Genomic DNA, 14,000 nt, shown 5'->3' on the forward strand with positions numbered 1-14,000 from the left:
GCGGTGCCTCAATCTCTAGAACACTGGCAACCCGCCAAGCGTCCACACAACCCCGTCATCCAGGGGCGTTACATTCGTCTGGAAAAGCTCGATCCACAGCGCCATGGCGATGATTTATGGCTAGCCTTGGAAGGGCCCGCAGGCGACCCCAAACTCTGGGACTACATGGCCTACGGCCCTTTCAAGGAGCGTGCGGCCTTTGACCAGTGGCTCAACAGCAATGCCGCCAGCCAAGACCCTTACTACTACACCGTCATCGACCAGGCCTCGGGGCAGGCGCAGGGCATGCTCAGCCTAATGTCCATCGTGCCCGAGCACGGGCGCATCGAAATCGGCCACGTCACCTTCGGCGCACCGATGCAGCGTTCGCCGAAAAGCACCGAAGCCGCTTACCTGCTGGCCAAGGAATCCTTCGCCCTGGGCAACCGCCGCCTGGAATGGAAGTGCAACAGCGAAAACGCCCGCTCCAATCGTACTGCGGTACGATTAGGGTACACATACGAAGGCGTATTTCGCCAACATATGGTAGCCAAAGGCAATAACCGTGATACCACGTGGTACAGCATTATTAGTACGGAATGGCCGGCTATAGCGACAGGCTTTGAAAAATGGCTGGCACTGGATAACCAACCAAAAAGCGGTCAAATCAAGACACTTGAAGAATGCAGAGCATTAACTGATTAATTTTTGATCAATACGCCCAACAAGGACTGTTGGGCGTTTTTGGGCTCAAAAGGGACTTAAAATTTTCTTGGCCGACGCACCACACCCATTTGCAGACCGAACGGTTTGAAGACTGCATTCAAGGATTTGAGCGTGGGGTTGCCCTCGTCGTGTTCAATCTGGATCAACGTACGGACCGAGATTCTGCACATCCCGGCGAACTGGGTTTGCTGTAGCGTCGTGACATCCACCCTCAAGCGCTTCACCGCTTGGCCTAGCGTGATCTTGCCCTGCGTCAGATCGGCCTCAATGCTCTCGATCTTCAGTTGGCGCACATCAATGCTCAGGGTCATTTCAGCCCCCATTCTTGTAGGCGTTTATCCAGATGTTTGAGCGCGATTTGCGGGTGATTCATGGTGATATCGGGCAGACCGCTCGCACTGAGCAGATCCGGCAAGGCCCGCAGTTGCTCTGCATCGGCGCGTAAGCGTTCAAAGGCCATATCCGGAACAACAATGGCGCCCAGCGACTCACAGGCTGCTCGCCAATTGATCTGCCCAGCGCTCTCAATACCCGCCCCCCACTTGGTGGTGCGAGTAATGCCTTCATCGTCCATCACCATGGGTGCCAAGTCATAGATTGGAGCCAAACGAAACGAGTCCGCACCACGAATGATCGCCGTATTACGACCGTGGTTATCGCTGTTGCCCAGGATTTTATTTAAAAGATCGCGGCGCAAATATTCAGCCACCAGATCAGGGATTTGCGCTTGCTGCCCCGCCTGCGCCCACAGCGTTGCCAATAATTTGATCACTTCCAGGTGGCTCATATCACTGCCTGCCTCCGTGACTTGAGCCAACGAATAAACCGATTCCACGGCCAGCCGCTGCACTCCCTGAGCCGTTACTTGGCGATCAAAGCGCTGCATCCACAGGCTCGGTTTACGGCCTTCTTCCAAAGCCAAACCCTGGACGGGGACGGTTTCAATACCCAATGTTTGCAGCGCCCGGTAGTACAGGTATTCACTGCGTAGAATGACTTGATCACGCTCGAGCGCTTGATTGCGGGAAAACTTTATAAACCAGTGCTGCTTAACATCAGCATCGGCAAGCGTGGCATCCGGGTACAACAATCCATCAGCCGCCTCAGCCATTAAGAGCTTGGGAGCCTCCCCGCCCGCCCCTGTCGCCCCGCCAATAGCGGCGCCCTGCTCATGAGCGTACTCAAGAAAATCATTGTCGCGGTCAATCAGTGACTGCCGGGAAAAACCAATGGGCGCGTTGACCCCCAACCGCTCATACGACTCTTTAATTCGAAGGTGACCAATAGGTGCCGGCGTGCTGCGGCCCAGTAAAAAAAGATCAATCGCCAGAGCGTCCGGCTTTTCACGACCTATTTTCCGAGTCAGAATTTTTTTAGCAGCACCTGCGGGTGCAATGTCATGCAGAAAAGCCGGCGCCTCTTTGGTGTGCCGGGCCTCCCAACCAAGCGATACACATGCACTCACCGAAGCTGAGAAAGGGCTATCAATGGCGTGCAGGTTTTCTACTAAATAATCCTGCTTGTACCCAAAGCGACAAGACCCTTTCAGACCTTTTTCCGGCTCAGAAAAAGCCAGCGTCATCGCATCCCACCACTGGCCAGCACTGTAGAGCTGAAGCGTTAATTGGAACATTTACCCACCTGCAATTTAATGCACTTCAAATACACGAACAGACCATGCACTGCAATATAGTGCAGTTTCACAGGTGCTTCCTGCTTAAAAATGCAATAAATTGCAGATGTAGTCCCGTATCCGAAAATAAATCTGCATTAAAACGCAGACCTTGTAGGAGCGAGCTTGCCTCGCGATCTTTTGATCTTAAAAAGATCGCGAGGCAAGCTCGCTCCTACAGGTCGGGGTCAAATCTCGGGTAAAAAAATTGATCAATGGCGTATCAGGCTTCGATTTCGATCAGGATTTCGCCCAGATTGACGCGATCTTTTCAGGGATCGGTAGCAGCCATTCCTAAGGGACAGTTGCATCAAGTTCAAACCTTACGATCTGAATCTCTCCATTTAATTTAAATATTGAGATGTTAACAAACTTATAAATCGTATTATTAGTTTTTAATTTCACCTTATCTCCTGTAACCTCACGAACAGCATTGCCACTCTTGGTAACGAGGAATGGCTCCATCTTTTTAGATTTTTCAAGGACCGCTTCGTCACTAGACTGAACTTCCATGAGGAAATACCTGTAAGTGTCCGCCACAGTGGCGCCACCAGTGTCGTACAGCAATTCATAAACAGCTCCACCTCCGCTGACGTTAGTGGCTGATACCACCTTGCTAGGGTCTGGCCTGAATGGGGAAGATATAAAGATATAGAGTGCCTGTACCAGGCAAATAACCAAAAGCGCCCAGAACGCCCACTTAATAGCCCTTTGATTTTGCATAATCTATGCCCGCCTTAATCTGCGCTGCTCAAGCGGCTCTCAATAGTACCGCCTGTGGAATTACGGTATACCACGAAGTGTATGTATCCGGGCCACGCCTTGTTAAAAACTCTAAATCAACCGGCGCTATATCTTCGGCATGTAGTACATATCAATGTCCTACATGGATAATCTCCTACAACTAGACGATAACTTTCGACTTTAACTATTAAGAATCTTGAATATTAATAATCAGCATTACATAAACATAATCACCCAAAGACTGCACCCTGGCCTGATCGAGTCGCCGCCGATCAAACTTTTACAGATTGAAAGGGAAACGTCGTACGAAATGCCTGATTTCACCCCCGCGTAGGAGTCAAATCTCGGATAAAAAAAGGGGAGCACATGCTCCCCCGAGGTTTAAAGCGTTTGAATCAATGGCGTATCAGGCTTCGATTTCGATCAGGATTTCGCCCGGGTTGACGCGGTCGCCTTTGATGACGTGGATGGTGACGATTTTGCCGGCGATGGAGGCCTGTACTTCGGTTTCCATTTTCATGGCTTCGGTGATGAGTACCGATTGGCCCGCTTTGACGGTGTCGCCCACGCTGACCAGCACGTCGACGATGTTGCCCGGCATGGCGGTGCTGACGTGGCCCGGCTCGCTGGCTTGTTTGCGCTTGCTGGAGGAACCACCGACGAATTCGTTGAGCGGTTCGAACACCACTTCTTCCGGCATGCCGTCGATGGACAGGTAGAAGTGGCGCTTGCCTTCGGCCTTGACGCCCACACCGGTGATGTCGACGCGGTAGCTTTCGCCGTGGACGTCGATCACGAATTCGGTCGGTACGCCTTCGCCGCCCGCTTTGCTCACGCCACCCGCTTCAGGGATCGGCAGCAGCACTTCTGGAGCCAGGGTGCCCGCAGCACGCTCTTCAAGGAATTTACGGCCGATGTCCGGGAACATGGCGAAGGTCAGCACGTCTTCTTCAGACTTGGCCAGCGCGCCAATTTCGCCACGCAATTTGGCCATTTCTGGCTTGAGCAGGTCAGCCGGACGCACGTCGATCAGCTCTTCGTTGCCAATGGCCTGACGACGGAGTTTTTCGTTCACCACGCCCGGCGCTTTGCCGTAGCCACCTTGCAGGTAGAGCTTCACTTCGTTGGTGATGGTCTTGTAGCGCTCGCCTGCCAGGACGTTGAAGAACGCCTGGGTGCCCACGATTTGCGAGGTCGGGGTCACCAGCGGCGGGAAGCCCAGGTCTTCACGCACACGCGGGATCTCGGCCAGCACTTCGCTCATGCGGTTCAGCGCGCCCTGCTCTTTGAGCTGGTTGGCGAGGTTGGAGATCATCCCGCCCGGCACTTGGTTAACTTGTACACGGGTGTCGACGGCAGTGAATTCGCTTTCGAACTGGTGATACTTCTTACGCACGGCGTAGAAGTACAGGCCGATTTCCTGCAACAGCGCCAGGTCGAGGCCGGTGTCGTATTCGCTGCCTTTAAGGGCCGCGACCATCGACTCGGTGCCCGGGTGGCTGGTGCCCCAAGCGAAGCTGGAGATCGCGGTGTCGATGTGCTCGGCGCCGTTTTCAACCGCTTTGAGCTGGCACATGGCAGCCAGGCCGGCTGTGTCATGGGAGTGGATAAAGATCGGCAGGCCGATTTCAGCCTTCAGCGCTTTGACCAGGTCGCCAGTGGCGAACGGTGTCAGCAGGCCAGCCATGTCTTTGATTGCGATCGAGTCGCAGCCCATGGCTTCCATCTGCTTGGCCTGCGCCACGAACGCCTCGATGGTGTGCACCGGGCTGGTGGTGTAGGCGATGGTGCCTTGTGCGTGCTTGCCAGCGGCTTTTACCGCTTCGATGGCCACGCGCAGGTTACGCACGTCGTTCATGGCGTCGAAGATACGGAACACGTCGATACCGTTAACCGCTGCCTTGGCGACGAAGGCTTTAACCACGTCGTCGCTGTAGTGGCGATAGCCCAGCAGGTTCTGGCCGCGCAGGAGCATTTGCAGGCGGGTGTTAGGCAATGCCGCACGCAGTTGGCGCAGGCGCTCCCACGGGTCTTCTTTGAGGAAGCGCACACAGGCGTCAAACGTCGCGCCGCCCCACACTTCCAGCGACCAGTAGCCGACTTTGTCGAGCTTGTCGCAGATCGGCAGCATGTCTTCGGTGCGCATGCGGGTGGCCAGCAAGGACTGGTGAGCGTCACGCAGGATAGTGTCGGTTACGAAAATTTTCTTGGACATTGTTTTATTCCTCACAGGCCCGCGTGGGCGGCGATGGCGGCGGCGATGGCCAGGGCCAGCTCTTCGGGTTTGCGCTTGATCGAGTAGTTGGTCAGTTCTGGATGGCTTTCTACGAAGCTGGTGTTGAACTGGCCGCTACGGAATTCCGGGTTACGCAGGATTTCCTGGTAATACGCGGCGGTGGTTTTGACCCCTTGCAGACGCATGTCGTCGAGGGCGCGCAAACCACGGTCCATCGCTTCTTCCCATGTCAGTGCCCACACCACCAGTTTCAGACACATGGAGTCGTAATACGGTGGGATGGTGTAGCCGGTGTAGATCGCTGTGTCGGTCCGCACGCCAGGCCCGCCTGGCGCGTAGTAACGGGTGATCTTGCCGAAGCTGGGCAGGAAGTTGTTTTTCGGGTCTTCAGCGTTGATCCGAAATTGCAGGGCATAGCCACGGTGCTGAATGTCTTCTTGCTTGATCGACAGCGGCAGGCCAGAGGCGATGCGAATTTGCTCACGAACAATGTCGATGCCGGTGATTTCTTCGGTGATGGTGTGCTCCACCTGCACCCGGGTGTTCATCTCCATGAAGTACACCTCGCCCTCGGCGAGCAGGAACTCCACAGTACCGGCGTTTTCGTAGCCCACGGCCTTGGCTGCGCGCACGGACAGGTCGCCGATGTAGGCGCGCTGTTCCGGGGTCAATTGCGGGCTTGGGGCAATTTCGATGAGCTTTTGGTTGCGACGCTGGATCGAGCAGTCGCGCTCAAACAAGTGCACGACGTTGCCGAAGCTGTCACCGAGGATCTGCGCCTCAATGTGCTTGGGGTTAACGATGCATTTTTCGAGGAAGACTTCAGCCGAGCCAAACGCTTTGGTGGCTTCGGAGATCACACGCGGGAACGCTTGTTCCAGCTCTTCGCGGCTGTTGCAGCGACGAATACCACGACCGCCACCGCCTGAGGTGGCTTTGAGCATGACCGGGTAACCGATACGGTCGCCTTCGATCAACGCTTCGTGGATGTCGGCAACGTTGCCTTCGGTGCCTGGCGTTACCGGCACACCGGCCTTGATCATGCTGCGGCGGGCTTCGGTCTTGTCGCCCATGCGGCGAATGACTTCGGCGGCCGGGCCGATGAACTTGATGCCGCGTTCGGCACAAATATCCGCCAGCTCGGCGTTTTCTGACAAGAAACCGTAGCCGGGGTGCAACGCATCGCAGCCGGTTTCAACCGCCAGGTTCACCAGCTTGCGCGGGTTCAAGTAACCGGCCAGCGGGTCTTCGCCAATGCTGTGTGCTTCGTCCGCACGCTTGACGTGCAAAGCGTGGCGATCAGCCTCGGAATAAACCGCTACGGAACGAATGCCCATCTCTGCGCAGGCACGCACGATACGGACGGCAATTTCTCCGCGGTTGGCGATCAGGATCTTTTTTATCACTTGGATTTTTCCCTAAAGCCCATGGAACAAACGACCTGCTAGACCAGGTCCGCACGTGTCCAAATGTGTCTGAACCGTTGCGTTGTCACACTAGTCCTACGCATGAATAAACAAAAATCAATAATTCTTGGGCCTGCCATTAGCAAAGACTTATAGTCAGGCAACTCACTTGCCTTAAGAAAAATCAATAAAATGCGTAAGTCATTGATGCGTATAACTTTTCGCCAGCTTCAGGTGTTCAATGAGGTGTGCGATTTGCGCTCTTACAGCCGCGCAGCAGAAGAAATGTCGCTGACGCAACCCGCCGTAAGTCTACAAATTCGTCAGCTGGAAGAGCTGATTGGCCAGCCTTTGTTCGATTATGTGGGCAAAAAGCTCTACCTCACCGAGGCCGCTGAAGCGCTTAAGCTGGCCAGCCGGGATATTTTCGGACGTCTCGAAAACCTCGATATGCAGCTGTCGGACATGCTGGGTTCGCTGCAAGGCCAACTGAAACTGGCCATCGAATCGAGCGCAAAATATTTTGTGCCGCATTTATTTGCCGCCTTCAAGCGCCAGCACCCAGAGGTCAACTTGCAGCTCACGGTGGTCAATCGGGCACAGGCCGTGCGCAGGCTTTCGGATAACCGCGATGACCTGGTGATCATGTCGATGGTGCCGCTGGACATGGGCCTGGAGTTTCTACCGTTCTTGAATAACCCCATCGTTGCCGTCGCCCCGGCCGGGCATCCGCTGTGCGAGCGTGGCCCGCTGCGCTTGCAAGACCTTGAGCCGTATACCTTGCTGATGCGCGAGCAAGGTTCGGGCACGCGCATGGCGTGTGAGGAGTATTTCAAGGAAAAGCGCGTGCACTTCAATCAAACCCTGGAAGTGTCATCGAACGAGTCGCAACGTGAGTGCGCAGTGGCCGGGTTAGGCGTGGCGCTGTTAACGCGCCACGCCGTCAGCCTGGAGCTGGCGACCGGCTTGCTGCATGAGCTGCCGGTCGAAGAGTTGCCGCTGTATCGCAGTTGGTGCCTGGTGCAGGCTAAAGCCAAACGCCTGTCACCGGTGGCGCATGCGTTCCTGGAATTTATTCGCAGTGAACGCCAACAAATCAGCGCGCTGGTTGAGCGGTTCGACGGCCATTTGCCGACGGGGTCTGCCAGTAATTGAGTGCAGCGATATCAGGGTAATCGGCTGTTTCCAGGCGCAGCTGACGCTGGTCCGTAAGGTCTTCAATCGCACGACGAAAGGCCATGCGACGCTGGTCTTCTTGCTGACGGCGGGTTTTGACGGCGCTGTTGCGTTCTTCGTAAGGCTGGGCCATTTCGAGTCTCCCAAGGCGTGTACGGGAGTTTCACGATGGACTTTGTTTGTGACGACTTTGCGAACGTGCAGTGACAGGGGGATGAAACTGTGGGAGCGGGCTTGCTCGCGATTCAGACAACACGGTTTACCTGAATGATCGCAGCGATTCCATCGCGAGCAAGCCCGCTCCCACCGTGGATCTTCAACGCTCTTAATCTTCGTGGCTTTTCAGCGATTTTGGCGACAGGCGCAGGCTGCGAAGGCTGCGTTTAACGCTTTTAAGGTGGTTGACCAGGCTCGGGCCGCGGGCCATGGCAACGCCCATCGCCAACACGTCAATCACCACCAGGTGGGCGATACGCGAGGTCAGCGGGGTATAAATTTCGGTGTCTTCGTGCACGTCGATCGCCAGGTTCACCGTCGCCAGTTCAGCCAAAGGCGTTTGGCTTGGGCACAGGGTAATTAGCGTCGCGCCACTTTCACGCACCAGGTTGGCGGTGATCAGCAAGTCTTTGGAACGCCCGGACTGCGAGATGCAAATGGCCACGTCTGTCGGTTTTAGGGTTACCGCCGACATCGCCTGCATGTGCGGGTCGGAATACGCCGCCGCCGTCAGCAACAACCGGAAAAACTTATGTTGCGCATCCGCGGCCACAGCGCCCGATGCACCAAAGCCATAAAACTCCACGCGTTGCGCTTGCGACATGGCGGTCACGGCCTGCTGCAACGCCACCGGGTCGAGCTTCTCGCGCACATCCATCAAGGTGTGCAACGTGGTGTCGAAGATTTTCAGGCTGTAATCGGCAACCGAATCATCTTCATGAATCGCAAATTGACCAAAACTGGCACCCGCTGCCAGGCTTTGCGCCAGCTTGAGTTTTAGGTCCTGAAACCCCGAACAGCCGATCGCCCGGCAAAAGCGCACGATGGTGGGTTCGCTGATCCCCACGCTGTGAGCAAGGTCGGCCATGGAACTGTGCATTACTGCCGCAGGATCAAGCAGCACGTGATCGGCGACCTTGAGTTCCGATTTACGTAACAAGTGGCGTGACTGGGCGATATGTTGCAGCAGGTTCAAAAGGCAGGACTCGGTCTGGAAGCGGCGGGCGCCGGGGATGTAGCAATCTTGTAGTTATACTACAAGAATTCGTTTTTTGCCCAACCAATACGTCGTAGTCTCGCAAGCCTTATCGGCAAAATGCCGTGTTTTCCGGGCATGTAGCCTTTCTTGCCACTACCAAATGGCGACACCGGCCCGCAATAAATCAGCCATGGCCTGAGCGTTGGTCGGGCTGCTGATCAAGTAACCCTGCACTTCGTCGCACTGATGCTCCTTGAGAAACGCCAGTTGCACTTCGTTTTCAACGCCCTCGGCCACCACTTTCAACTCCAGGCTGTGGGCCATGGCAATGATCGCCTTGGTGATGGCATCGTCCTCAACGCAGGTGCCCACGCCACGGATAAACGTCTGATCAATTTTTACGTAGTCCACGGCAAAGCGCTTGAGGTAGCTGAGCGATGAGTAGCCGGTGCCGAAGTCATCAATGGCCAGTTTCACGCCCAATTCATGCAACTGCTGGAAGGTGGCGATCACGTAGTCGACATTTTCAAGCAACTGGCTTTCGGTGATTTCAAGCTCCAGGCAGTGCGGCGCCAGCCCGGTATCTTCCAGCACCTGGCGCACCAGGCTGACCAGATTACCTTGGCGCAATTGATGGCCCGACAGGTTCACCGACACCCGTATTGGCGCCAGCCCCGCCTGTTGCCATTGCGCGGCCTGACGACAGGCCTCACGCAGCACAAATTCACCGATCAGCACGATAAGGCCAGTTTCTTCAGCCAGCGCGATAAAGTCGCTCGGCGACACACTGCCCAACTCGGGGTGATCCCAACGCACCAAGGCTTCAGCGGAATCCAGACGGCCGTTTTTGAGGCAAAGCTTAGGCTGATAAAAAACGCTGAGCTTGCGTTCGCCAATGGCTTTGCGCAGTTGATTTTCCAACTGCAAACGCTCAAGGGTGCTGTGTTGCAGGCTGTGACTGAAAAACTGAAACGTCCCGCCACCCATGTGTTTGGCCTGTTGCATGGCTTTGTTGGCCTGGCTGACCAACTGGGCGATGTCTCGGGCGCCATCGGGCAACAAGCTGATCCCCATTGATGCGCTCACCACCAACTCGTGGCCGTCGACCACTATCGGCCGGCTCAGCTTGCCCATCAGCCGGGTGGCAACCCGCGCCAGGCTGGTCAGGCTGCCGTAGGCATCGAACAGCACGGCGAACTCATCGCTGGAGAGGCGCGAAATGGTGTCAGCTTCGGGCAATGCCTTGGTCAGGCGCTCTGCAATTTTTTGCAGCACTTGGTCCGCTAGCTCCGGCCCGAGGCTGTCATTGAGCAACTTGAAGCGATCCAGGTCGATGTGCAGCAATGCCAGGTTTCTTGACGTGCCTTGGCGGACGCGCTGATTGGCCTCTTCCAGACGCTCTTTAAATAGCAGCCGATTGGCCAGCCCGGTCAGTTCATCAAAATGCGTCAGGTGACGCACCCGCGCCTCAACGATACGCCGCGCCGACAGGTCGGTAATAAAGGCCACGATATGGCTAACCTGCGCGGCGTCGTCACGCACCACCTTGAGTTGCAACCATTGCGGGTAGAGTTCGCCGTTCTTGCGGGTTTCTACCAGCTCACCCAACCAACTGTCGTGCTCTGCCAGCGAGGCCTGAATGATCGGAAAATGCCGCCGCGCATCGCGGCTGCAAGCCAGCTCATCAACACGGCGACCCACCAGCTCTGCCACGGCATACCCGCTGATCCGGCTGAACGCCTGGTTGACCGTGAGCATTTTGTAGGTAGGGTCAAGAATCACGATGCCTTCGCTGGCGGCCTCGAACACCGTCGACGCCAGCCGACGCTGCTCGACCTCGCGGGCTAGTTCAGCGTTGAGCTGCTCACTGCGAAAATTAGCGTCCTGCAGTTCTTCGAACACACTTTTGAATTTTTTATTACGCACTTTACGACGCTGATTAATCAGATCGATTCGCCAGACGAATGCACCCAGCAGAGCCAGAAAAAGCCCGAATCCTAAGCCGGAATATATCCCCAGGGAGGTAAAACTCTGATTCATCGGCAACGTTCTTATTCAAGGGAGATGAGCCAAAAAAGTCGCCCGAGCATACACAAGCAGTGCCCACGACCAAACGATGAGACGTCAAAAAATAGACGACATTATTGCAGTTAACCAAACCAATGACGTAACAGCTTGTAGACAGTCTTTTTTGACGTTTGGCACAACGCCACGACAGACGGCCCAACAGAACTGGATTGGTGTTTGCCCGGTTTGCCCCGGCACCCTAGAATGCGTCGATGCGCGAAGATCTCTCTCTCTTGTTAAATTCCCTCAACGATGCCCAACGTCAGGCCGTCACGGCCAGTATTGGGCGTCAGTTGGTCCTGGCCGGCGCAGGTTCCGGCAAAACCCGTGTGCTGGTGCACCGTATCGCCTGGTTGATCCAGGTCGAAAACGCGTCCCCGCACTCCGTGCTGTCGGTGACCTTCACCAACAAGGCCGCTGCCGAGATGCGTCATCGTATCGAGCAGCTTATGGGGATCAACCCGGCCGGTATGTGGGTGGGCACCTTCCACGGGCTGGCACACCGCCTGTTGCGGGCTCACTGGCAAGAAGCCGGTTTGAGCCAGACGTTTCAGATTCTCGACAGCGATGACCAGCAACGCCTGGTCAAGCGGGTGATTCGTGATCTGGGGCTCGATGAGCAGCGCTGGCCGGTGCGTCAGGCCCAATGGTTTATCAACGGCCAGAAAGACGAAGGCCTGCGCCCACAGCACATTCAAGCCAGCGGCGATTTGTTCCTGGGCACCATGCGCAGCATTTATGAAGCCTACGAGGCCGCCTGCCAGCGTGCAGGCGTGATCGACTTCTCTGAGCTGCTGTTGCGTGCCCTCGATCTGTGGCGCGACCACCCGGGCTTGCTGGAGCACTACCAAAAACGCTTCCGGCACATCTTGGTCGACGAGTTCCAGGACACCAACGCCGTGCAATACGCCTGGCTGCGTTTGCTCGCCAAAGGTGGCGACAGCTTGATGGTGGTGGGCGATGACGATCAGTCGATTTACGGCTGGCGCGGCGCCAAGATCGAAAACATCTACCAGTACTCGACCGACTTCCCGGACGCCGAGACCATTCGTCTGGAGCAAAACTATCGCTCCACGGCCGGCATCCTCAAAGCCGCCAACGCCCTGATTGCCAACAACAGCGGGCGCATGGGCAAAGAGCTGTGGACCGATGGCGGTGATGGCGAAGCGATCAACTTGTACGCGGCCTTCAACGAGCATGATGAAGCGCGTTATGTGGTCGAAACCATCCAGAGCGCGTTGAACACCGGCCTGGCCCGCAACGACATCGCTATTTTGTACCGCTCCAACGCCCAGTCGCGGGTGCTGGAAGAAGCCTTGCTGCGCGAACGTATCCCGTACCGTATTTATGGCGGCCAGCGCTTCTTTGAACGCGCTGAAATCAAAAACGCCATGGCCTATATGCGCTTGCTCGAAGGCCGCGGCAACGATGCGGCACTGGAGCGGGTGATCAACGTTCCGGCGCGGGGCATCGGTGAAAAAACCGTCGAGGCCATCCGCGAGCACGCCCGTCACAGCGATGTGTCGATGTGGGAAGCCATGCGCCAGCTGATCGCCAATAAAGCTTTGCCGGGCCGGGCCTCTGGTGCCATCGCAGGCTTTATCGAGCTGATCGAGAACCTCGCCGCCAAAGTCATGGACATGCCGCTGCACCTGATGACCCAGACCGTGATCGAGCAAAGTGGGCTGATTGCCTACCACGAGGCGGAAAAAGGTGAAAAAGGCCAGGCCCGGGTAGAAAACCTTGAGGAACTGGTGAGCGCGGCGCGCAACTTTGAAAGCAATGAAGAAGACGAAGAGCTGTCGCCTCTGGCCGCCTTCCTTGGTCATGCTTCGCTGGAAGCCGGTGATACCCAGGCCGAAGAGCACGAAGACGGTATCCAGCTGATGACGCTGCACAGCGCCAAAGGCCTGGAGTTCCCGTACGTGTTTCTGGTGGGCATGGAAGAAGGGCTGTTCCCGCACAAGATGAGCCTGGAAGAGCCCGGCCGCCTTGAAGAGGAGCGTCGCCTGGCCTACGTGGGCATCACCCGGGCGATGCACAACCTGGTCATGACCTATGCAGAAACCCGACGCCTCTATGGTGCTGAGACCTACAACAAGGTTTCGCGCTTCGTGCGTGAAGTACCAAAAGGTCTGATCCAGGAAGTTCGTCTGTCCAACAGTGTTAGTCGCCCTTTCGGCGGCCAGAAACAAAGCGCCAGCACGCTGTTCGGCGGTTCGGAAATTCCCGAAACCGAATTCAAGCTGGGCCAGCTGGTTAGGCACGCTATGTTTGGTGAAGGCGTGATCCTTAATTTTGAAGGCGCTGGCGCACAGGCCCGGGTGCAGGTGAACTTCCCCGACGGCAGCAAGTGGCTGATGATGGGCTACGCCAAGCTAGAGGCCGTCTGACACGTTAATAGCCTGTAGGGCGAGCGGGCCTCGCGATCTTTTGAGCGTCAAAAAGATCGCAAGGCAAGCTCTCTCCTACATGTATTACGTGACTTCAGGATCCGTCCTACACCCAATCAGGCAAAAGCCCGAAACATTTCACTGCTAGCTAGTCACACCTCACCTGTGCAACATGGCGCGCGTGTCATCCACAAATGGGAATTCCCTTTATGAAACGTTTTCTTAGCATCGCCATGGCGTTGTGCATCGGTTTAACGATGAGCCTCGACGCGAACGCCAAACGCTTCGGCGGCGGCAAAAGCGCCGGTTCAGCGCCAAGCCATCAAACTCGCCAAGCGGCTCCAGCCGCAGCAGCTCCTGCTGCCGCAGGCGCTGCGGCTGGAGCCGCTTGGCGAGTTTGATGGCT

The 14,000-nt window shown here is 56.2% G+C and carries 10 protein-coding genes and 2 pseudogenes; 4 read left to right on the plus strand and 8 right to left on the minus strand.

Annotation, left to right across the window (positions count from 1 at the left end; all coding sequences use genetic code 11):
• Positions 1–3: 3 nt before the first annotated feature.
• The gene (locus GHO25_RS16260; RefSeq protein WP_048373737.1) at positions 4–684 is read left to right on the plus strand and encodes a GNAT family N-acetyltransferase; all 681 of its coding nucleotides are present in this window, start codon (positions 4–6) and stop codon (positions 682–684) included.
• A gap of 56 nt (positions 685–740) precedes the next feature.
• Here the strand turns inward: GHO25_RS16260 and GHO25_RS16265 are convergent, their stop codons facing one another.
• The 5 genes from GHO25_RS16265 to GHO25_RS16285 form a co-directional block, all read right to left on the minus strand.
• The gene (locus tag GHO25_RS16265) at positions 741–1,016 is read right to left on the minus strand and encodes a transcriptional regulator (RefSeq protein ID WP_048373812.1); all 276 of its coding nucleotides are present in this window, start codon (positions 1,014–1,016) and stop codon (positions 741–743) included.
• Entirely contained in the window at positions 1,013–2,338 is a 1,326-nt protein-coding gene (locus GHO25_RS16270; RefSeq protein WP_153391256.1) for a type II toxin-antitoxin system HipA family toxin, read from the minus strand. Before GHO25_RS16270 ends, GHO25_RS16265 begins: the two co-directional genes overlap by 4 nt.
• Before the next feature lie 333 nt (positions 2,339–2,671).
• Positions 2,672–3,100, minus strand: coding sequence for a hypothetical protein (locus tag GHO25_RS16275; RefSeq protein WP_123750584.1), 429 nt, complete (start codon positions 3,098–3,100; stop codon positions 2,672–2,674).
• 427 nt (positions 3,101–3,527) lie between these two features.
• Entirely contained in the window at positions 3,528–5,336 is a 1,809-nt protein-coding gene (gene oadA, locus GHO25_RS16280; protein WP_048373734.1) for a sodium-extruding oxaloacetate decarboxylase subunit alpha, read from the minus strand.
• Positions 5,337–5,347: 11 nt separating this feature from the next.
• Positions 5,348–6,763 carry an acetyl-CoA carboxylase biotin carboxylase subunit gene (locus tag GHO25_RS16285; protein WP_048373732.1) on the minus strand — a complete coding sequence of 472 codons (1,416 nt, stop codon included), beginning with the start codon at positions 6,761–6,763 and terminating at the stop codon, positions 5,348–5,350.
• A 192-nt stretch (positions 6,764–6,955) separates the two neighbouring features.
• Here GHO25_RS16285 and GHO25_RS16290 point away from each other — a divergent pair, with 192 nt between their 5' ends.
• Positions 6,956–7,918: a LysR family transcriptional regulator gene (locus GHO25_RS16290; RefSeq protein WP_048373731.1), complete on the plus strand. Its 963-nt coding sequence runs from the start codon at positions 6,956–6,958 to the stop codon at positions 7,916–7,918.
• Here the strand turns inward: GHO25_RS16290 and GHO25_RS16295 are convergent.
• The 3 genes and pseudogenes from GHO25_RS16295 to GHO25_RS16305 form a co-directional block, all read right to left on the minus strand.
• A complete protein-coding gene (locus tag GHO25_RS16295; protein ID WP_048373729.1) occupies positions 7,860–8,072 on the minus strand; it encodes a PA3496 family putative envelope integrity protein in 213 nt (70 codons plus the stop codon). The two genes, GHO25_RS16290 and GHO25_RS16295, sit on opposite strands and share 59 nt — an antisense overlap.
• A 192-nt stretch (positions 8,073–8,264) precedes the next feature.
• Entirely contained in the window at positions 8,265–9,131 is an 867-nt protein-coding gene (hexR, locus tag GHO25_RS16300; protein WP_048373728.1) for a transcriptional regulator HexR, read from the minus strand.
• Between the two features lie 156 nt (positions 9,132–9,287).
• Positions 9,288–10,967, minus strand: a pseudogene (locus tag GHO25_RS16305) (putative bifunctional diguanylate cyclase/phosphodiesterase); the annotation flags it as partial.
• A gap of 446 nt (positions 10,968–11,413) precedes the next feature.
• Between GHO25_RS16305 and uvrD the strand changes: the two are divergent.
• A complete protein-coding gene (uvrD, locus tag GHO25_RS16310; RefSeq protein ID WP_153331008.1) occupies positions 11,414–13,594 on the plus strand; it encodes a DNA helicase II in 2,181 nt (726 codons plus the stop codon).
• 209 nt (positions 13,595–13,803) lie between these two features.
• Positions 13,804–13,983 (plus strand): annotated as a pseudogene (locus GHO25_RS16315) (hypothetical protein); the annotation flags it as partial.
• Between the last annotated feature and the right edge of the window lie 17 nt (positions 13,984–14,000).

This window comes from Pseudomonas sp. FSL R10-1350 (assembly GCF_009600525.1).
GTDB lineage: Bacteria > Pseudomonadota > Gammaproteobacteria > Pseudomonadales > Pseudomonadaceae > Aquipseudomonas > Aquipseudomonas helleri.